General features: G+C 70.6%; 15 protein-coding genes. 4 read left to right on the top strand and 11 right to left on the bottom strand.

Features of this window, described 5'->3' with window-relative positions; translation table 11 throughout:
• The first annotated feature begins 20 nt into the window (after window positions 1-20).
• On the top strand, window positions 21-2,732 hold the full coding sequence (locus ACZ45E_RS29205; RefSeq protein WP_468226099.1) for a hypothetical protein: 2,712 nt from the start codon (window positions 21-23) through the stop codon (window positions 2,730-2,732).
• 100 nt (window positions 2,733-2,832) lie between these two features.
• On the top strand, window positions 2,833-3,519 hold the full coding sequence (locus ACZ45E_RS29200) for a TetR/AcrR family transcriptional regulator (protein ID WP_468226097.1): 687 nt from the start codon (window positions 2,833-2,835) through the stop codon (window positions 3,517-3,519).
• 51 nt (window positions 3,520-3,570) lie between these two features.
• On the opposite strand, the gene ACZ45E_RS29195 is transcribed toward ACZ45E_RS29200, so the two are convergent.
• The 4 genes from ACZ45E_RS29195 to ACZ45E_RS29180 form a co-directional block, all read right to left on the bottom strand.
• Complete coding sequence (locus tag ACZ45E_RS29195) at window positions 3,571-5,178, bottom strand: FAD-dependent oxidoreductase (protein WP_468226094.1); 1,608 nt, start codon at window positions 5,176-5,178, stop codon at window positions 3,571-3,573.
• Window positions 5,179-5,239: 61 nt separating this feature from the next.
• A complete protein-coding gene (locus ACZ45E_RS29190) occupies window positions 5,240-6,208 on the bottom strand; it encodes an AurF N-oxygenase family protein (RefSeq protein ID WP_468226092.1) in 969 nt (322 codons plus the stop codon).
• A gap of 100 nt (window positions 6,209-6,308) precedes the next feature.
• A complete protein-coding gene (locus ACZ45E_RS29185) occupies window positions 6,309-7,844 on the bottom strand; it encodes a flavin-containing monooxygenase (protein ID WP_468226090.1) in 1,536 nt (511 codons plus the stop codon).
• A 231-nt stretch (window positions 7,845-8,075) separates the two neighbouring features.
• Window positions 8,076-8,528, bottom strand: coding sequence for an Lrp/AsnC family transcriptional regulator (locus ACZ45E_RS29180; RefSeq protein WP_468226087.1), 453 nt, complete (start codon window positions 8,526-8,528; stop codon window positions 8,076-8,078).
• A gap of 147 nt (window positions 8,529-8,675) precedes the next feature.
• Here ACZ45E_RS29180 and ACZ45E_RS29175 point away from each other — a divergent pair, with 147 nt between their 5' ends.
• On the top strand, window positions 8,676-9,638 hold the full coding sequence (locus ACZ45E_RS29175) for a DMT family transporter (protein WP_468226084.1): 963 nt from the start codon (window positions 8,676-8,678) through the stop codon (window positions 9,636-9,638).
• A 114-nt stretch (window positions 9,639-9,752) separates the two neighbouring features.
• Here ACZ45E_RS29175 and ACZ45E_RS29170 read toward each other — a convergent pair whose 3' ends face one another.
• The 7 genes from ACZ45E_RS29170 to ACZ45E_RS29140 form a co-directional block, all read right to left on the bottom strand.
• A complete protein-coding gene (locus ACZ45E_RS29170; protein ID WP_468226083.1) occupies window positions 9,753-10,238 on the bottom strand; it encodes an iron chaperone in 486 nt (161 codons plus the stop codon).
• Window positions 10,239-10,292: 54 nt separating this feature from the next.
• Window positions 10,293-10,724 (bottom strand): helix-turn-helix transcriptional regulator, encoded by a 432-nt coding sequence (locus ACZ45E_RS29165; protein WP_468226080.1) that lies wholly within the window; start codon window positions 10,722-10,724, stop codon window positions 10,293-10,295.
• A 100-nt stretch (window positions 10,725-10,824) separates the two neighbouring features.
• Window positions 10,825-11,235: a VOC family protein gene (locus ACZ45E_RS29160; protein WP_468226078.1), complete on the bottom strand. Its 411-nt coding sequence runs from the start codon at window positions 11,233-11,235 to the stop codon at window positions 10,825-10,827.
• A 118-nt stretch (window positions 11,236-11,353) separates the two neighbouring features.
• Entirely contained in the window at window positions 11,354-12,520 is a 1,167-nt protein-coding gene (locus ACZ45E_RS29155) for an acyl-CoA dehydrogenase family protein (RefSeq protein ID WP_468226075.1), read from the bottom strand.
• A gap of 64 nt (window positions 12,521-12,584) precedes the next feature.
• Entirely contained in the window at window positions 12,585-14,216 is a 1,632-nt protein-coding gene (locus ACZ45E_RS29150; RefSeq protein ID WP_468226072.1) for a succinic semialdehyde dehydrogenase, read from the bottom strand.
• Between the two features lie 228 nt (window positions 14,217-14,444).
• Window positions 14,445-15,608 (bottom strand): TetR/AcrR family transcriptional regulator, encoded by a 1,164-nt coding sequence (locus ACZ45E_RS29145; RefSeq protein ID WP_468226069.1) that lies wholly within the window; start codon window positions 15,606-15,608, stop codon window positions 14,445-14,447.
• 202 nt (window positions 15,609-15,810) lie between these two features.
• On the bottom strand, window positions 15,811-16,644 hold the full coding sequence (locus ACZ45E_RS29140) for a PIG-L family deacetylase (protein ID WP_468226066.1): 834 nt from the start codon (window positions 16,642-16,644) through the stop codon (window positions 15,811-15,813).
• 357 nt (window positions 16,645-17,001) lie between these two features.
• On the opposite strand from ACZ45E_RS29140, the gene ACZ45E_RS29135 reads away from it, so the two are divergent.
• The gene (locus ACZ45E_RS29135) at window positions 17,002-17,529 is read left to right on the top strand and encodes a hypothetical protein (protein WP_468226064.1); all 528 of its coding nucleotides are present in this window, start codon (window positions 17,002-17,004) and stop codon (window positions 17,527-17,529) included.
• Window positions 17,530-17,655: the final 126 nt, after the last annotated feature.

Here is a 17,655-nt window from a genome sequence, read left to right as displayed (position 1 = left end):
CTTCCCGGAGTGGTGAGTTCATGGGTGCAGGAGCCGACGCGGGGGCCGACGCGGAAGCCGACGTGGAGCGGCCGGAGTTGGGGCGTCGGCGCCGCGTCTACCGGCCGCAGCGCAAGAAGCCCTCCGCGTACGCGCTGCTCCTGATGCGTCTGGTCCCGCTCGCCGCGCTGGTGTGCCTCCTGACGATCCTTCTCGGCGCGCTCCTCGAATGGGACACGGCCGTCCCTGCCGAAGTGTCGGGCGGGCTGGCGCTGTTGGGGCCGTTCCTCCTCAGGGTGCAGTGGCACCGGCGGCACTCCCGAGTGGAGCTCCACCTGTACGAGCGCGGTCTCGCGGCGATCGCGGCCGACGGCGGGGAGACGGTCTGTCTCTGGCCGTCGGCCTCTGTGTTCACGAACGGCTCGCGCCGCTACAAGCTGGCCGACCCCGACGGGACCGTCATCACGCTCGGGCCGGCGGACCGCGGGCCCGTGATCGGCGGGGAGAGGATTCGGGGCCGTCGCACCCGCACGGTGATCAGGGGCGCCCAGCTCCCGCAGGAGGAGGAGTGGGGCCCGGCGATCCTGCGAGGTGTCCGGGAGGCACAGTCGGCCCCCGCCCTCGCGACAGCCCTGAGCGGCGGCACGGTACCTTTCGGGGACCTCGTGGTGAGCCGGGACGGGCTGACCGTGCGGCGCAGGCGGGGCCGGGACGACTTCACGCCCTGGCAGGACGTGGTCTCGCTCTCCGTGACGGCCGAGGGCACTCTCCATGTCGCCTCGCGCGGCAGCGACTTCCCGACACATTTCCTGCGGCAGCGCTACCGGGTGCCCAACTTGGAAATCTTCCTCGACGTCTCCCGCCGACTGTGCGAGCGCGCGCCGCGGACCGCGCCCGTTCCGGCCTCACGGGCACCGGGCGCCCCCGAGGACGAGGGGTCGACGAACGACGTACCGGGCCTCCTGGCCCTGTACGTCACTTTCGGGATCAGCGTGTGGGCGGCCTGGCGACTCGGCAGCCGACAGGAGATCAACGGTCTCGGGTCCGCACTCCTCGGCGTCCTCGCGACGGTTCTCGGCGGGATCGGCGGGGCGGTCCTCGGCCTGGGTCTCGCGGCAGCACTCAGTGCCGTACCTAAAGCGGTGGGAGAGCTGCTCGTCGAAGCGCTGATCCGGTGGTTCCGGCACGGCCGGTACGTCGCCGCGGCCCTCCTCGCCCTCTGCGCCGTCGTACCGCCGCTGGCACTGCTCCTCGTCCTGTTCCGCGCCCTCCCCTCCCACCTGGTCCCCCTGGTGGTGCTGCTCCTCTCCGGCGGCTGGGCCCTCCTGCTCGCGGTGCGGCGGTGTCACGCCTCCGAGCGCCTGCTCGTGCGGCACCTTCCGGATCTCCCCGGCGTCTTCCTGGTCGCCCTCGCCGTCGAACAACTCGTCTCCGGCGACGTACTGACCACGGCGCCCGCCGCCGGGCTCCTCTTCCCGCTCGCCGTCTGGCTCTCCTGGCGCGGCTGGCGGAGGCTGAAGGACGCCGCACGGCCGACGGTCCAGGCGGTCGCCGACATCGTCGTGTCCGTGGAGCTCGGCCTCGTGCTGACCGTGTTCGTGGTGTGGCTGGCGAACGTGCTGGCTCTCACGCCACCCCAGGTCACCGTCGTGCGCGCCGTGGTGGAGAAGATGCAGGGCCTGACGGAGGTGGACTGGTGGTACTGGCTGGCGGCCTACACGCTGCTGGCCGTCGGCAGTTACGTCGTCCTGCGGTGGCCCGACCGTGTCGCCCGGGTCAGGCGGCGGCTTCGTCCGGCGCGCTTCGGCGGCGCCCGGTTGCCGCTCGGCCTGACCGCCAACTTCGGGCGGCGGTCGCTGTCGGGCATCAACGTCGGCATCATGGTCGCGCTGCTGTTCCTCGTCGTTCCGGCCCCGGTGTCCGAGGGGACGTGGAGGCGTCCGGTGGCCCAGCGGTACGCACTTGAGGTGCAGCGCCGGCAGTACGCCGAGGGCGCCGAGGCCGCGTACAAGGAGATCCACCGGCACGTCCTGGCGCATCCCCGGTCGGCTGCCCGCCTGCGGGACATGGTCCTGGCCGTGCAGCGGGCCGCCCCGTCGGAGCCCGGCGGCACCGTGGACCGGACCGCACGGGACATCGCCCGGCAGGTCGGCCGTTTCCAGGCCGCCACACTCGCTCCCGACGAACCGGAACCGGACCCGCCGGCGGCCGACCCTGCGCCCGGGTCCGACGACGACCTGTCCGACAGCCTCGGCCGGCTCGACGAGAGCCAACAGCGCGCCGCGGAGCGGGAGCGGCAGACCGACCGGTTCGCCGAGCTCGCCTCTCTCGCGATCACCCGCACCTTCGACGCTCTGGACCTGGGGGACAACCAGGTCGTGGCGCTCGTCAAGGAGTACCTCGGCGGGATGGTGGAGGACGGCCCTGTGAAGAAACTCTTCCTGCGCTGGGGCGAAGGGGTCGGCCGGCCCCCGCCCGACGGCGGCCGGCTCGTGCGCGTCGACGTCCCCCGACTGACCGGCGTGGCCTACGACCGCACCCGGGCGGCCGTCGAACGTGCCGATGCCGGTTTGCTCGCCTTCTACGGCCGGTTCGGCATCGGCATCCCGGCCGGCGACACGTCGCTGGCACCCGCGGTCGACCTGGCGAACCAACACCGGTATCTCCGGCAGGGCACCGGCCCCTGCACCGGCTGTGTCGACTCCACGCACACCGGCTCCAGCACGGGCGGAGGGGGCGGCGGGCGCCGCTGAGCCGTTCAGGCGCCCTCGCCCTCGCGGACCAGCGCGCCCCGCAGAACCGGCCCGCGGGGGACGAGCCGGGATCGCACACCTGCCCCGATATCCTGGCGGAATGGCGGACAGAACCGGCGGCGAGCCGCAGATCGACAAGCGCTCCACCCGCTGGGACGAACACAAGGCGCAGCGCCAGGTCCAGTTGGTGGACGCGGCGGTCGCGCTCATCGAGGAGGAGGGCGTCCGCTTTCGGGTGCAGCGCCTGGCGGAGCGCGTGGGCCTGCCCCGGTCCGTGCTCTACCGGCACTTCAAGGACCGGGCCACTCTGGACGAGCTGATCCGCCGCCGGGTGGTGGAGTCGTTCATGCGCCGGATGGAGCCCACGCTCACCTTCGAGGGGACGATCGAAGAGGCCGTGGAGCGCGTGGTGGGCGCGCATCTGGACTGGGTGGCCCAGCATCCGCGCCTGTACGCCTACATGGGCGTCGGGGAGCACTCGATGGGTGACGGCTCGCTGGTGGCGGACACCAAGACGGCCATCGCGCTGATGCTGGGCGAGCGGTTCGGTGACGTGCTCAAGGCGCTCGGTCTGCGGGAGGCGCCGATCCGTTCGGTGGCCGTCGGGATCGTGGGGTTCGTGGACACCGCGGTGAATCAGTGGGTGCGTGACCCCCGGCGTGAGCTGTCCGAGGAGGAGTTGCGCGCGATGCTCTGCCGTTCCGTCTGGGCCGTGCTGGACGCGACACTGCGGGATCTGGGAGTGGAGCTGTCGCCGCGGCAGCGGGTGACGGACCTGGAGGCTTGACCGCGCTCGCCGCCCGTCGGCACCCCAGGTCGGCCCTTCGGGGCGTGGTGGTCAGCCGCGCAGTGCCGGGGTGGCCCGCGCGGCCCGGTGCAAGGACTCGGTGTCCGTGAACTTGACGCGGGGACGGCCCTGCGCCGCTCCCTCGGCCCGTTCCGCACGGTCTATCGCGCGCCACGCGTCCAGGCCCGGAGCGTCCGCCGCGGGGCTCACGCCGGGCGCCGGGGGTGTGAGACGGCCGGCGGCGAAGTCGTCCAGGAGGGACTCGACCGTCTCGTGCGCGCAGGTCTTGTTCGTCCCGATGAAACCGGTCGGCCCCCGCTTGATCCAGCCCGCGACGTACACCCCGGGCTCGACCCGGCCGCCCTCGTGCGGGACCGTCGCGCTGTCCTCGTCGAAGGGCAGGCCGGGGACGGGCCGGGCGCGGTAGCCGACGGAGCGCAGGACGAGGCCGGTCTCCAGGGTCTGCGTGTCGTCGGTGGGCACGGCGCGGACGGTGCCGTCCTCGTCGGTGTGCAGCGTGGTGCCGGTGATCTCCAGCGCCCGCACGGCGGCCTCGCCGATGAGCCGCACCGGGCTCGTCAGGAAGCGAAGCACGATACGGCGGCGGCCCTCGACCGGTGTGCGGGCGGCCAGTCGCGACAGGAGCCGGGTCTTCTCGGTGGCGCCGGTTTCCAGGCCCTCGGGCCATCCCTCGACGCGCACGTCCACGTCCTCGATCGCGGAGAGCGCGAGGAGTTCGGGCACCGTGAACGCCGCCTGGGCGGGGCCTCGCCGGCCCAGAAGGACGACCTCGCGGACCTTGCTGCCGCGGAGTGCGGCGAGCGCGCGGTCGGAGACGTCGGTACGGGCGAGGGTGTCGGGGTCGGCGGTGAGGATGCGGGCGACGTCGAGAGCGACGTTGCCGTTGCCGATGACGACGGCTCGTTCGGTGTCCAGGGCGTGGTCGTCGAGCGCGTGGTCGGGGTGGCCGTTGTACCAGGCGACGAAGTCCGTCGCGGAGACGCTGCCCGGCAGGTCCTCGCCCTCGATGCCGAGGCGTCTGTCGGTGGCGGCGCCGACGGCGTAGATGACCGCGTGGTGCTCGCGCAGGAGATCGGCGTGGGTGACGTGGGTGCCGACCTCGACGCCGAGCCGGTAGCGGAAGCCGGGCTGCGACTCGATGGTCCTAAACAGCTCGGCGACCTGTTTGGTGTCCTGGTGGTCCGGGGCGACACCGGCCCGTGCGAGGCCGTACGGGGTCGGGAGCCGGTCGTGGACGGTGACGCGCACGCCGGGGTGGCGGAGCAGTTCGTCGGCGGCGAAGAGGCCGGCGGGGCCCGCTCCGACGACCGCGACGGACAACTCGCCCGCCGGAAGCCCACGTTGCCGGGGCACCACGTACATGGGCGTGCGGTCGAGGTGCGGATTCTCCTTGTAGTAGGAGGCGTTCAGTTCGAGGAACGGCAACTCCGCCTCACCGAGGGCCGTGTGTGGCTTCAGCGCGTCGACCGGGCAGGCCGTCGTGCAGGCGCCGCAGTCCACGCAGGTGCGCGGGTCGACGTACAGCATCTCGGCCGTCCCGAAGCCGGGCTCCCCCGGCGCGGGGTGGATGCAGTTGACCGGGCAGGCCAGCACGCAGGAGGCGTCGGCGCAGCAGGATCGGGTGACGACGTACGGCACGGCGGGCTGGTCTCCGTTCGGGGAAGGGCGGTGCGGAGCGTGCGGGCGCTCGGAGCCTGTCTCAGTCGGTGCGCAGGGCGGGCTCGCCGCGGAAGCGCGCCGGGCGGCCGTCGATGCGCAGGGCCTTCCACACCGGGCGGGACGCCTTGTTCATCAGACCGATGTCCTCGGCGAGCATCCGTACGTCGGAGAAGAGGTCGTGGAGCATCTTCTGGCCGGCCTCGGACTTCCAGAAGACGTCCTTGATCACCCAGGCGGGGATGCCGACTTCGGCGGCGGACTTCCGGTCCGGGATCATGATGACGTCGCAGAGGACCCGCATGATCAGCGGGAAGAGGACGGACAGAGCGGCGCGGCGGGCCTTGCCGAAGCGCGGGACGCGCAGGCGCAGGAACTCGTGGGCGAACGAGATGTGCCGGGCCTCCTCGGCTATGTGGATCTGCATGATCCGCTGCGGGAGCGGGTGGACCGGCTCCCCGCTGCGCAGGGCCGACTTCTGCAGGTGGTCGATGGGCTCCTCGCCGGCCAGGATCCCGGTGAAGAACGCCTCCGGGTAGAGGGAGCCCGCCAGCGGGAGGAAGCGGCTGACCTTGCGGAACCAGCGCTTCCCGCCGGCGGTGTCAACGCCGGTGCGGTTGACCAGTTCCTGGAACATCTGGGTGTGGTGGGTCTCTTCGGTGATCTCGTGGGTGAGATACCTGAATTCCTCGTTCCTGTTGCCCAGTTCGTAGAGGTAGTCCAGCGCGCCGCGCATGAGGATGTTCTCGAACTGCATGCCCACCTTGGCGATCACCGCCCAGCGCCAGATCCCGATGCGGATCTGCGTCTCCAGCGGCTGCTCCCGGTACCAGGGGTGGGCGCCGAGGGCGTCCGCGGTGGTGAGCACCCAGCGGGGGTCGCTCTCGTCCACGGCGAACTCCGGATCGTCCCACTTGATGTCGAGGAAGGCGTTGAAATTGACGTTCACGGAGCCCTCGGACAGGGTCCGCAGGCGCTCGTCGTAGAGCTTCCTGGTCAGATTCGCGGTCATCTTCGTCCTCGGTTGTCTGCTCGGCCGCCCGGGGGAAGGCGGGTGCGCGGGCCGGTGCGATGGGGCAGTCGTACGGGGCTGGTGGTGCGGGGCCCGTCGGTCAGGCGGCGCGGGTCGAACCCTGGGCGCCGGCCGCGGTGTCCGTACCGGAGGGGTGTGCGGAGCCCGGGGTGCCCGCCGTGTCGAAGCGCAGGGCGCTGTCGTCGACGGGGGTGTCCTGGAGCAGGGCGCGGTCGCGGTAGTAGTTGTTCCACAGCCGCCACGGGTCGCGGGTGCCCTGGCGCGGCATGACCTGGTCGGCGCGGGCGATGTAGCCGGAGGTGAGCGCCTCGCCCATGACGGAGAACTTCGAGCGGTCGCCGTCGGAGGCCAGCGGGGTGGCGATGTCGTGCCCGTGGCGCCGCATGTGGGCGAGCAGCCGGGAGGTGTAGGCGGCCGCCAGGTCGGCTTTCAGGGTCCAGGAGGCGTTGGTGTAGCCGATGACGAGGGAGAGGTTGGGGACGCCCTCCAGCAGGACGGCCTTGTAGAGGACGCGGTCCGTGATGTCCACCGGGCTGCCGTCGACGGTGAGTGCCATGCCGCCCAGGAGGCGGACGTTGAGGCCCGTGGCGGTGATGACGATGTCGGCCTTCAGCTCCGCGCCGGACTTCAGGCGGATGCCGTCGGCGGTGAAGGTGTCGATGTGGTCGGTGGCGATCGATGCCTTGCCGCTCTTGAGCACCTTGAACAGGTCGCCGCCGGGGACCACGCACAGCCGCTGGTCCCAGGGCTTGTACGTCGGGCTGAAGTGGCGCATGTCGACGCTCTTGCCGGCCTGTGCGCGTACCAGCCCGAGGAGCACCTTGCGGGCCAGGCGGGGGTACTTGCGGCAGAAGGCGTAACTGCCGCGCTGGAGCGCGATGTTGCGGGCGCGCACGATCCGGTGGGTCAGCCGGGCGGGGGCGCGCAGCTTCTGCAGGACCGAGGTGAGCGGGTCGACCTCGGGCAGCGCGAGGATGTAGGTGGGAGAGCGCTGGAGCATGGTGATGTGCGCGGCGTCGTCGGCCATCGCGGGCAGCAGGGTGATGGCGGTGGCGCCGGAGCCGATGACGACGACGCGCTTGCCGGTGTGGTCGAGGTCCTCGGGCCAGTGCTGCGGATGGACCAGGGTCCCCCGGTACTCCGCCTCGCCGGGGAACCGCGGGCGGTAGGGGGTGTCGTAGTCGTAGTAGCCGGTCGCTCCGACGAGGTAGCCGGCGCTGTACGACTCGCGCTCGCCGGTGGTCTCGTCCTCGACCTCGACGGTCCAGCGGCCGCTGTCGTGCGAGAAGTCGGCGCTGAGCGCCCGGCGGCCGAAGCGGACGCGCTCCAGTACGCCGAGGTCGTCGGCTGCGTCCTCGACGTACTGCCGGATCCGCGCGCCGTCGGCGAGGATGCGCGCGTCGCGCCAGGGACGGAAGCCGAATCCGAAGGTGGGCATGTCGGAGTCGGAACGGATGCCGGGGTACCGGAAGAGGTCCCAGGTACCGCCGACGCGGGCGCGGCGCTCGAGCACGACGAGCGAGGCGCCGGGGTTGTCACGCAGGACGTGGCAGGCGGCGCTGATGCCGGATATACCGGCGCCGATGACCAGGACGTCGACGTGCTGCTGCTCCATCGCGGAGGTCCTCACTCTCACTCGCGGGCCCCGGGAGAGGCAGCCGACGGTTGCTCAGGCACTGGTTCGCATCTGCGTGTTACCGCAACTTACCTGCGACACCGTGTTTCAGATACCTCCGGTAACATGATGTGGGTCACATATAAATCAGGGTGAATCACCCAAAAGCCATGGACAGCGCGGATACTCTCCCCAGGCAGATGCCCATGAAGACCCGGGCCGACGCGGGGGTCACGTCGGGCCGATGACCTTCCTGCGCATGTGCCCGTAGACCACCGAGGTCCGTACGTCGGCGAGCTCCGGGCGCTTGGTCAGCTTGTCCAGGACCACGGCGTGCAGATGGTCGGTGTCCCGGACGGCGACGTGCACGAGGAAGTCGTCGTTCCCGGTGAGGACAAAGAGCGAGATGACCTCGGGCATCTGCTCCAGGAAGGTCTGGAAGGACTCGATCACGGCGCGGGTCGGCGGCCGGACCCGTACGGCGATCACCGCCTGCAACCCGCGGTCGATCGCCGCGAGGTCCACCTCCGCGTGGAATCCGGTCAGGACGCCGCTTCTGCGCAGCGCCCGGATGCGCTCCAGGCAGGTGGAGGGGGCGATACCGAGTTCCTGGGCCATGTCCCGGTTGGTGCGCCGACCATCCTCCTGCAACATGCGCACCAGCGCCGAATCTAGTTCGTCCACGCGTCCTCCAACTCACCGGAATCCGAAGCTAATTCGGACTGTTCACATCATTCTCGATGATGTTGTTAGCCTCCAGCCCAATTGGCCGGTGTTTGTTCGGTAACGATGGGATCGACGCCGACGGACTGCGATGAGAGGCGACCTGAGATGCGGCAACGCGGACCGACGGCGGGGGCGGTGTGTGCCGTCATGGTGGCCGCGCTGATGTGGAGCAGTTCGTACGCGGTGACCAAGCGGGTCCTCGACGATGTCGGCCCGCTCAGCATCGGCGCCGCCAGATTCGTCCTCGCGGCGATACTCCTCGGCGCGCTCGTACGGCTGCGCCGGCGCCGGCCGGCCCGCCCGGACCCCGCGCAGCGGCGACAGCTCTACCTGAGCGGATTTCTCGGCATCACCGTGTACTTCGTCCTGGAGAACGTGGGCGTCGACCTGTCCACGGCCTCCGACGCGTCGCTGATCGTGGCGACCTACCCGCTGATGACGATGCTCGTGGAGCTGGTCGCCTTCCGGGCCCGGCTGCCTCTACCGAGGGTGGCAGGGGTGCTCCTCGCCACCCTCGGGGCCTTCCTCGTCGTCCGCAACGGCGCCGAGGTGGGCGGCAGTTCGCGCTGGCTGGGGGACGTACTGCTGCTGCTCGGCGGGGTGGCCTGGGCCGGGTACAACGTGCTGGGCAAGCGCGCGAGCGCCGGCCAGGACGCCTTGGGCGTCACCTACTACCAGACCCTGGCGGGCGCGGCCGGGTTCCTGCTCGCCTCACTGCTGGAGGCCGGCGAGTGGCGGCTGCCGGACGCGACGGCCTCGTCGCTGCTGGTCTACCTGGCCGTGGCGTGCTCGGTCGGCGGCTTCCTGCTCTACAACCACGGCCTGCGCGGGATGACTTCGAGCGTCGCGGTGAACATCCTCAACCTGGTCCCGGTCTTCGGTGTCATCGGCGCCATAGTGATCAACGGGGAGTCGATCAGGCTCACCCAGGTGACAGGCGGCCTGATCATCATCGCCGGCGTGGCGCTGGGCATGATCGAACGGCGACGAGGACCCGCGGCCGAACCGGACTCGGTGGCCGGCGGGCCTACGAGCGGCGTACCGGACGTGATCGGACGCCGATCCTAGGAGGGCCTGCGCACGGCACGCCATCTGCGCGCCGCACCTGAGCCGCACCTGATCCGACGCACGCACCGGACAGCTGCGGCACAGTGACGTTCCGCCGACGCAGGACCGGACGGCTCAGCCCACCGCCTTCTTGACGAGCGCGCTGATGCGCTGTTCATCGGCGGCGGTCAACTCCTTCAACGCGTAGGCGGCGGGCCACATGGCGCCGTCGTCGAGTGCCGCCTCATCACTGAAGCCCAGCGTGGCGTACCTCGACTTGAATTTCTGCGCGCTCTGGAAGTGGCAGAGAACCTTGCCGTCCTTGGCGTACGCGGGCATGCCGTACCAGAGCTTGGGCGCGAGCCCGGGAGCGGCGCTCTTGATGAGCTCGTGGATCCGTTCGGCGAGCACGCGGTCCGCCTCCGGCATCTCGGCGATCTTCGCGAGCACGTCCCGCTCCGCCGCCGCGTCCTTCTCCGCCCGGGACGCACCGCGCCGCGCCACGGACTTCTTCTGCTCCTGAGCGTGCTCCTTCATCGCGGCCCGCTCCTCGGCGGTGAATCCGTCGTACTTCTCGCCGGTGGAGCCGGAGTTCTCGGTGGACGGCTTCGTGGACGGCATGGCGTTCCTCTTCCTCGTACGGGGTTCAGGGCTGGAGGGCGGTCGGCAGACGGCTCAATAAGCCGGCCTGATGGCAGACCCCGACGCGTGGGCTCCGCCCCCTTCGGCCGCGGCCTCCCGCGCCTTGCGCTGGAACGCCTCGGGCTCCAGGCCGACCAGCTCGGTGAAACGCGTGATGAACGTGGCCGGTGACGCACAGCCGACCGTGGAGCAGACCTCCGCGACGCTGAGGTCCCCTCGCCGCAGCAGCACGGCGGCACGCTCGACGCGACGCGCCATCAGGTACGCGTACGGCGATGCGCCGTACGCGGCGCGGAACTGCCGGCTGAGATGCCCGGCGGGCATGTGCGCGGCGCCGGCGAGCGCCTCCACGTTCAGCGGCTGGGCGTACCGCCTGTCGATCCGGTCGCGTACGCGGCGCAGCCTCGCGAGATCGGTCAGGCGCTGCGCCTGCACACGTGCGCGCCGCCACTCGGGCTGACACATGAGAAACCCTCCCCCTCCACTCGTCTTCCCCCGCCGTTCGCCGGTCGGCCCCGGGCACCTGCTTCGACAGGCGGCCCGGGCGCCGGTGGTCCCGTACCGCTCAGCGGAGTTCCTGGATGCGGATGAGGTTGCCCGCGGGATCGCGGAAGGCGCAGTCGCGGATGCCGTACGGCTGCTCGGTCGGCTCCTGGACCACCTCGGTGTCGCCGGCCTGCACCTTCTCGAACGTGCCGTCCAGGTCCGGGGTGGCCAGCAGGACCCAGCCGTACGTCCCCTTGGCCATCATCTCGGTGATCGTGCGGCGCTCGTCCTCCGTGATGCCGGGATCGGCGGCGGGCGGCGCCAGCAGGATCGCCGTGTCGGGCTGACCGACCGGGCCGACCGTGATCCAGCGCATCCTGCCCTGCCCGACATCGCTGCGTACCTCGAAGCCGAGGACGTCGCGGTAGAAGGCGAGCGACGCGTCCGGGTCATCGTGCGGGAGCGAACTCATGTGGATGGTGATGTCCATAACGGGAACATTAGAGGCAGCCTCCTCGACCGCGCTTCTCCATTCCTGATCGTCCGGGCCGCCGCGACGACGGCGAGGAGTGCGCCGATGCCGAGGCCGGTCGGCTGCTCCCCCGGGCCTACAACAGGCCCAGGTCGCGGGCGACGATCTCCTTCATGATTTCCGTCGTGCCGCCGTAGATGGTGGTGATGCGCGAGTCGAGGTAGTCGTGGGCGATGCGGTATTCGAGCATGTAGCCGTAGGCGCCGTGCAGTTGGAGGCAGCGTCCGACGATGTCGACGTACCGTTCCGTGGCCCAGAACTTGGCCGACGCGGCGTCCACCGCGCTCAGTTCTCCGCGGGAGTGCCTGGCGAGAAGGTCGTCGATGTAGGCGCGGCCCACGCGGGCGGTGGTGACCATGTCGGCGAGTTCGAAGCGGGTGTTCTGGAAGGATCCGATGGCCCGGCCGAACGCCTTGCGTTCCTTGACGTACTCCACGGTCCGTTCCAGGACGCCCTCGATGGAGGCCATGGCGTTGGCGGCGATCGAGATCCGCTCCTGGGGGAGATTGCGCATCAGGTCCTTGAAGCCCGAACCCTCCTCGCCGAGCAGGTTGGCGGCCGGTACACGGACGTCCTGGAAGAACAGTTCGCTGGTGTCCTGTGCGTGCAGGCCGATCTTCTCCAGGTTGCGGCCCCGCGAGAAGCCGGGCCGGTCGGTCTCGATGACGAGCAGGCTGATCCCGCCGTGGCGGTCCGGACCGGTCCGCACCGCGGTGACGACCAGGTCGGCGTTCTGGCCGTTGGAGATGAAGACCTTGCTGCCGTCGACCACGTAGTCGTCGCCGTCGCGGACGGCGGTGGTCGTGATGCCGGCCAGGTCGCTCCCGGTGCCGGGTTCGGTCATCGCGACCGCGACGACGAGCGTTCCGGCGGCGATGCCCGGCAGCCAGCGGGCCTTCTGCTCGTCGTCGGTCAGGTCGGTGAAGTAGGGCACGACGATGTCGTTGGAGAGCCCGACCCCCGCGAGGCCGTCCGACGCGGGGTGGCGCGAGAACTCCTCACCGATCACCGCGTTGAAACGGAAGTCGGTGATGCCGCCACCGCCGTACTCCTCGGGGATGTTGAAGCCGAGGATTCCGGCCCTGGCGGCCTCCTCGAAGAGTTCCCGGTCGACCTTGCCCTCGGTCCGCCACCGCTCGGCATGCGGCGCGGCGTGCTTGTCGGCGAACGCACGGACCGTCTTCCGCAGAAGCTCGTGATCGCTCTCGTAGAGCGACCGTTCAGCGAAGAGCGCACTCGTCATCAGTACTCCGATCCGGACTGCTCTCGTACACGGGCAAGGAGAAGTAGGTGCTGCGTCCGGCTGCTCATCGCACACCCAGTCGGCGCAGCAGGGCGAGCTGTCCGTTGGTGCGGCGGACGAAGCTCCGCGCCGCGCTCGGCCCCGGCTTCGTCGGTCCGAGCTGCAGGAGTCGCTGCGTGGCGACTGTCTGGCTCTCGGTGTACTTGCGGATCCCCTCGGCCCCGTGGCGTCTGCCGAGTCCGCTGTCGCCCATGCCGCCCATGCCGGCCTCGATGCTGCCGGCCGCCGCTGCGGCACCGTCGTTGATGTTGACCGAACCGGCCCGGACGCGGCCTGCCATCCGGCCGGCTGCGCGGGTGTCCTTCGACCAGATCGACGCCGAGAGTCCGTAGCTTCCCTGGTTGGCGAGGCGCACTGCCTCGCTGTCCGTGGCGTAGGCGTACAGCGAGATCACCGGCCCGAACGTCTCCTCGCCGCACACGGTCATCTCCGGCGTGACGCCTTCGAGGACGGTCGGCTCGTAGAAGAGCGGGCCGATGTCGGGGCGGGCCCGGCCGCCCACGAGCACGGTCGCTCCCTGGGCCACCGCGCCCTCGACATGGGCCTCGACAGCGGTGAGCTGCGCCGCCGAGGTCAGCGACCCGATGTCCACCGAGTAGTCGTAGGACCGCCCGAGGCGCAGCGCCCGCGTCGCCTCGACGAGTGCGGTGCGGAAGGCGTCGTACACGTTCTCGTGCACGTAGACGCGTTCGATGTGGATGCACATCTGCCCGGTGTTGGCGAAGGCGGCCACCACCGCGCCGGCCGCCGCCGCGACGACGTCGGCGTCCGCACGGACGATCAGCGGGTTCTTCCCGCCGAGTTCGAGCGAGACGCCGATCAGTCGCCGTCCGGCGCGCTCCGCGACGGTGCGCCCCGTGGCGGTCGACCCGGTGAAGCAGACGTAGTCGACGGCGTCGACCAGGGCTGTCCCCACCACGGCCCCGGGACCGGCCACGATCTGCCACAGGTCGGCCGGCAGTCCGGCCTCCGTCATCAGCGCACGCGTCCACAGCATGGTCAACGGGGTCTGGGAGTCGGCTTTGGAGAGCACGGCGTTGCCTGCCAGGAGTGCGGGCAGCGCGTCGCCGACACCGAGGTAGAGGGGGTAGTTCCACGGAGAGATGACCCCGACGACGCCCTTCGGCGCGCGTACCTCCTTGACCTTGGTCAGGCCGGGCACCATCCCGCGGACGTGCCGTGGGGCCAGGTAGTGCCGGGCGCGGCGTGCGTAGTGCCGGGCGATCGTCGCGACCTGGGCGACCTCCTGCCAGGCGTGGTAGCGCGCCTTGCCCGTCTCCCACTGGATCAGGTCGAGGACCTGGTCCTGCCGCGCCAACAGCAGGTCGTGAAAGGCGAGTACGACGTCGGCGCGGCGCTTCGACGGCGTCCGCGCCCACTCCGCCTGGGCCACTCGGGCGGCGGCCAGCGCTGTCGCGACGTCCTCCGGGTCGCACGCGGGGACGGCCGCGATCGGCGTCAGGTCGTACGGGGCGACGGCGGTCACCGCCTCGGCTCCGTCGGGCCTGTGCCGTGCGGTGTCCCGGCGCACACCCGTGCACCATCGCGCGATCAACTCGTCCGTCACCCAAGCGGGCCGGGAGCCCGCCGCCGAGGGGCCCGCAGGCGCGGGGATCTGGTCCTGCTCCGTGGTCATACGGGCTCCTCGGTCGGACGGGACTGGAACGCGTCGGAGGTGGCGTCGACTCTCCCGACGACAGCAGCACACCTCGGTATGTTAATCAAAAATCACATGAGGGAACAAGCTCTTGGACATAGCGAAGCCATCAACTGCACTGGAACAACAGCGCTTTGAGTAACCCCTCCCACCAGGAGGGCGAACAAGTAGGCGCGGCGGACGCGCGGGTCCGCCCCGACGGTCCTGTCAGAGGCCCAGGGCGCCCACGACGAGCCCGGTCACGGCGGCGCGGTGTTCCGGGCTGTCCTGCCACCTCAGCTTGCGCCCGGCCTCGACCACCACGCCGAATCCGGCGTGGACGAGGACCCGGGCCTGGCGCGGGTCGAGGTCCGGGCGGGCCAGTCGTACTTGCTGCTCCCAGACGGCGATGTGTTCACGCTGCGCGAGGAGCAAGGGGCGCCGTTGGTCGGGCGGCAGGCCGACGACCTCCGCTTCGGCGACGCTCGTGAGCGCGGTGTGCTCGAAGCTGTAGGCCACGTACGTCGCCGCCAGTGCGGCGACGGCCTCCCGCGGATCCGCCACGCCGCGCAGGCTCTGGTCCACCGCCTGCGCCAGCAGTCCCGCGGCCTGCAAGCAGGCCGCCGCCAGGATGTCGACCTTGCCGGGATAGTGCCGGTAGAGCGCGGAGGGGGCGAGGCCCACCGCCTGGGCGATCTGGCCGTTCGTGACGTTGGCGAAGCCGTCCCGGGCGAACAGCGGGACGGCCGCCGCGAGGATCTCGGCTCGCCGCGAGCGCGGCACCGGCAACTCCGGGAGCTCGACCGGCCGCCCGGTCCCCGCGCTCGGCTCGGGGTCGGTCGCGATCACCCGCAGGGCGCACGCCAACAGCAGTTCCTCGACCCGGCGTCGGGCGATGGAGGTGTGATGCATCGTGATGGACCCGATCGCGCCGAGAGCGGCGTCGACCCGCAACTCCGCGTCGGCCGACGGGTACTCGCGCCGCACCGCCTCGCTCACCCGCCCGACGACATGCGCGAACTTCGCCCGCAGAAGCCGACGGTCCTCACGGTCGAGGTACCTGGCCTCCCACCGGTAGACGCCGCCCGACGCACGATGCGCGACGGTGACCCGGACGAGGGCGGTCAGTACCTCCGCCGAGTCCGCCTCGGCCCCCACCTCGTCCAGCGCGGCCACGAGCCGGTCCACCATGGCGTGGGCGCACTCGGCGAACAAGGCGTACTTGTTCGGGAAGTGCCGGTACAGGGCCGTGGCGGTGATGCCCACACCGGCGGCGATCTCCTCCATGGACGCGGCGTGGTAGCCGCGCTCGCTGAAGAGCCGGCCGGCCGCCTCGACGATGAGCTGCTTGCGGTTGCGGGGACGCGTGGCCGCGGTCGACTCGACGCTCATGACCGAACGGACAGGTGCGGGGGCAAGGCCATACGGGCCAGTCAATCACACGTCGGGCCAGGCCCGACGGCCGTCCGCGCGAGGACAGCGCGAGGCGTGGGGGCCGAGGGGCCTACGCGATTCTCCATTAACAACAGCCTGCACCCGAACCTAGAAGCTCAACCCGACTTGAGGTCGACCTCGCTGTCTTTGCCCGCGATGATCAGCGCAGTCCGGCGAAGAGATCGTTCTCCGGTACGGCCGCGCCGGTGGCGTCCTTGACCCGCAGGAACGTCTCCACGCCCATCAACTCGCCGAACTTCTCCTTGCCCATCTTGAGGAAGAAGATGTTCTCGCCCTGGCTGGCATGAGCGGCCAGCGAGTCGAACTTCTGGCCACTGAACGCGGTGGTGTCCACCCATGTGGTGATCTCGTCGTCGGGGAGGCCGATCTCGGCCATCGCGGCCGCCTCGGCGGGATCCGGCTCCGGCATGTCCTCGTGCAGCTCGCGCACGATCTCGCCGAAGCGCTGCATCATCGAGCGGGGCATCGTCGTCCAGTACACCTTCGGTGTCAGCCCGGTCATCTCCAGCGCGGCCATCGTGATGCGATGGGCCTGGATGTGGTCGGGGTGACCGTAGAAGCCGTTCTCGTCGTAGGTGACGACCACGTCCGGGCGGTAGTGCCGCATGAGCTCCGCGAGTCGGGCGGCGCCTTCCTCCACGGGGGTCTGCCAGAAGGCCCCGGGGGCGTCGTTGCTCGCCCAGCCCATCATCCCGGAGTCGGCGTAGTCCAGCAGCTCCAGATCGCTGATCTTCAGGACGTCACGGCTCGCCTCGAGTTCTTGCCGGCGCATCGAGGCGACGGCCGCCGGATCGTGGCCCGGGTCGCCCGGCTTGACACCTCCTGGCCCGTCCCCGCAGCCGCCGTCGGTACACGTCACCAGAACCGTGCGGATGCCTTCCGCCGCATACCGCGCGAGGATCCCACCGGTTCCGGTGGCCTCGTCGTCGGGGTGGGCGTGCACGGCCATGAGCGTCAAGGGGCGGTCAGTCATGAAAAAGTCCTCCTACGGGAAACGTCCAGGTCCGGGTGCGCGGCGTGCGACCGCGACCTTGAGGGCCCGGATCCTGGCGGAGCGGACGACCTGGTGGTCTCCGCATTCCCCGCCTGTACGACGCCGGGCCCTCGGTCGATGCAACAGCGCAGACCGGACCGACTGTTCCCGCACAGCCGGTCGATCTTGCGGCCTCCGCGATTGCACCGCCGGTGCCAGTGGCAGGGGCACGACCTGCGCGGGCTGCGGCGCCTGGGACTGCCGGGCCCGTCTCAGGCGGGCCCGTCAGTTCGACGATCGGCTACGGCATGTACCACCGTCTGTTGTGGAGGCGCTGCCTCTGGCCACAATCGAGGAATGGGGGATGGATCCGTCTGGATCGCTGTTCTCACGGCGTGCACCGCAATCGCCGCGAGCTGGGTGACGAGCCGCGGTGGCTTGCGCGCCGCGCGGGAGCAGGCCGAGTTGATCGCCGTGGCGCAACGAACGTCGTGGCGCGCGGAGTCGCGCCGTACGTCGTACATCGAGGTCGTCCACAGGGCACATGATCTGGGCGCCCTCTACCGCGAGCTGCCTCCCGTCCTGGCTCTGCCCTCGGGGCCGGGCAAGGAGGCCGAAGTGGCTTCGCGGGCTGCGGAATTGCGGGCCGCCTACGGGCCGTTCACGCGGGCCTGCGATGTCCTGATCGTTGACGGCGGGAACACGGTGGCGCTGGCGGTGCGGGACGTCTTCACGTACTCGCGCGAGATCTATACGTGCCTCTTGCGCTCCCCCGAGGATGCCGATGCCTGCCGTTCCTATGAGGCCGCTATCCGCCGCTACTGGGATGCCGTCTATGCCCTCGTGACCGCGATGCATCAGGAAGCGTCGCGGGACGGACAGTGAGGTCCTTCGGTGGAGCCCGACACGTCAAGGGCCGGATCAGTCGCGAAGTGACGGACAGGACGCCACCTGTCCGGATCTCGACGTCGTGACCTGTGGTCGACCGTGCCGCGCGTGGACGGCCGCGGC

The organism is Streptomyces sp. NPDC030991, from assembly GCF_055571235.1.
This window is presented reverse-complemented; position numbering and strand designations above follow the sequence as displayed.

Excerpts from the sequence above, each read along its gene's own strand:
- ACZ45E_RS29205 (WP_468226099.1), top strand. The coding sequence starts at position 21 with ATGGGTGCAGGAGCCGACGCGGGGGCCGACGCGGAAGCCGACGTGGAG.
- ACZ45E_RS29200 (WP_468226097.1), top strand. The coding sequence starts at position 2,833 with ATGGCGGACAGAACCGGCGGCGAGCCGCAGATCGACAAGCGCTCCACC.
- ACZ45E_RS29190 (WP_468226092.1), bottom strand. The coding sequence starts at position 6,208 with ATGACCGCGAATCTGACCAGGAAGCTCTACGACGAGCGCCTGCGGACC.
- ACZ45E_RS29185 (WP_468226090.1), bottom strand. The coding sequence starts at position 7,844 with ATGGAGCAGCAGCACGTCGACGTCCTGGTCATCGGCGCCGGTATATCC.
- ACZ45E_RS29175 (WP_468226084.1), top strand. The coding sequence starts at position 8,676 with ATGCGGCAACGCGGACCGACGGCGGGGGCGGTGTGTGCCGTCATGGTG.
- ACZ45E_RS29170 (WP_468226083.1), bottom strand. The coding sequence starts at position 10,238 with ATGCCGTCCACGAAGCCGTCCACCGAGAACTCCGGCTCCACCGGCGAG.
- ACZ45E_RS29165 (WP_468226080.1), bottom strand. The coding sequence starts at position 10,724 with ATGTGTCAGCCCGAGTGGCGGCGCGCACGTGTGCAGGCGCAGCGCCTG.
- ACZ45E_RS29160 (WP_468226078.1), bottom strand. The coding sequence starts at position 11,235 with ATGGACATCACCATCCACATGAGTTCGCTCCCGCACGATGACCCGGAC.
- ACZ45E_RS29155 (WP_468226075.1), bottom strand. The coding sequence starts at position 12,520 with ATGACGAGTGCGCTCTTCGCTGAACGGTCGCTCTACGAGAGCGATCAC.
- ACZ45E_RS29150 (WP_468226072.1), bottom strand. The coding sequence starts at position 14,216 with ATGACCACGGAGCAGGACCAGATCCCCGCGCCTGCGGGCCCCTCGGCG.
- ACZ45E_RS29145 (WP_468226069.1), bottom strand. The coding sequence starts at position 15,608 with ATGAGCGTCGAGTCGACCGCGGCCACGCGTCCCCGCAACCGCAAGCAG.
- ACZ45E_RS29140 (WP_468226066.1), bottom strand. The coding sequence starts at position 16,644 with ATGACTGACCGCCCCTTGACGCTCATGGCCGTGCACGCCCACCCCGAC.
- ACZ45E_RS29135 (WP_468226064.1), top strand. The coding sequence starts at position 17,002 with ATGGGGGATGGATCCGTCTGGATCGCTGTTCTCACGGCGTGCACCGCA.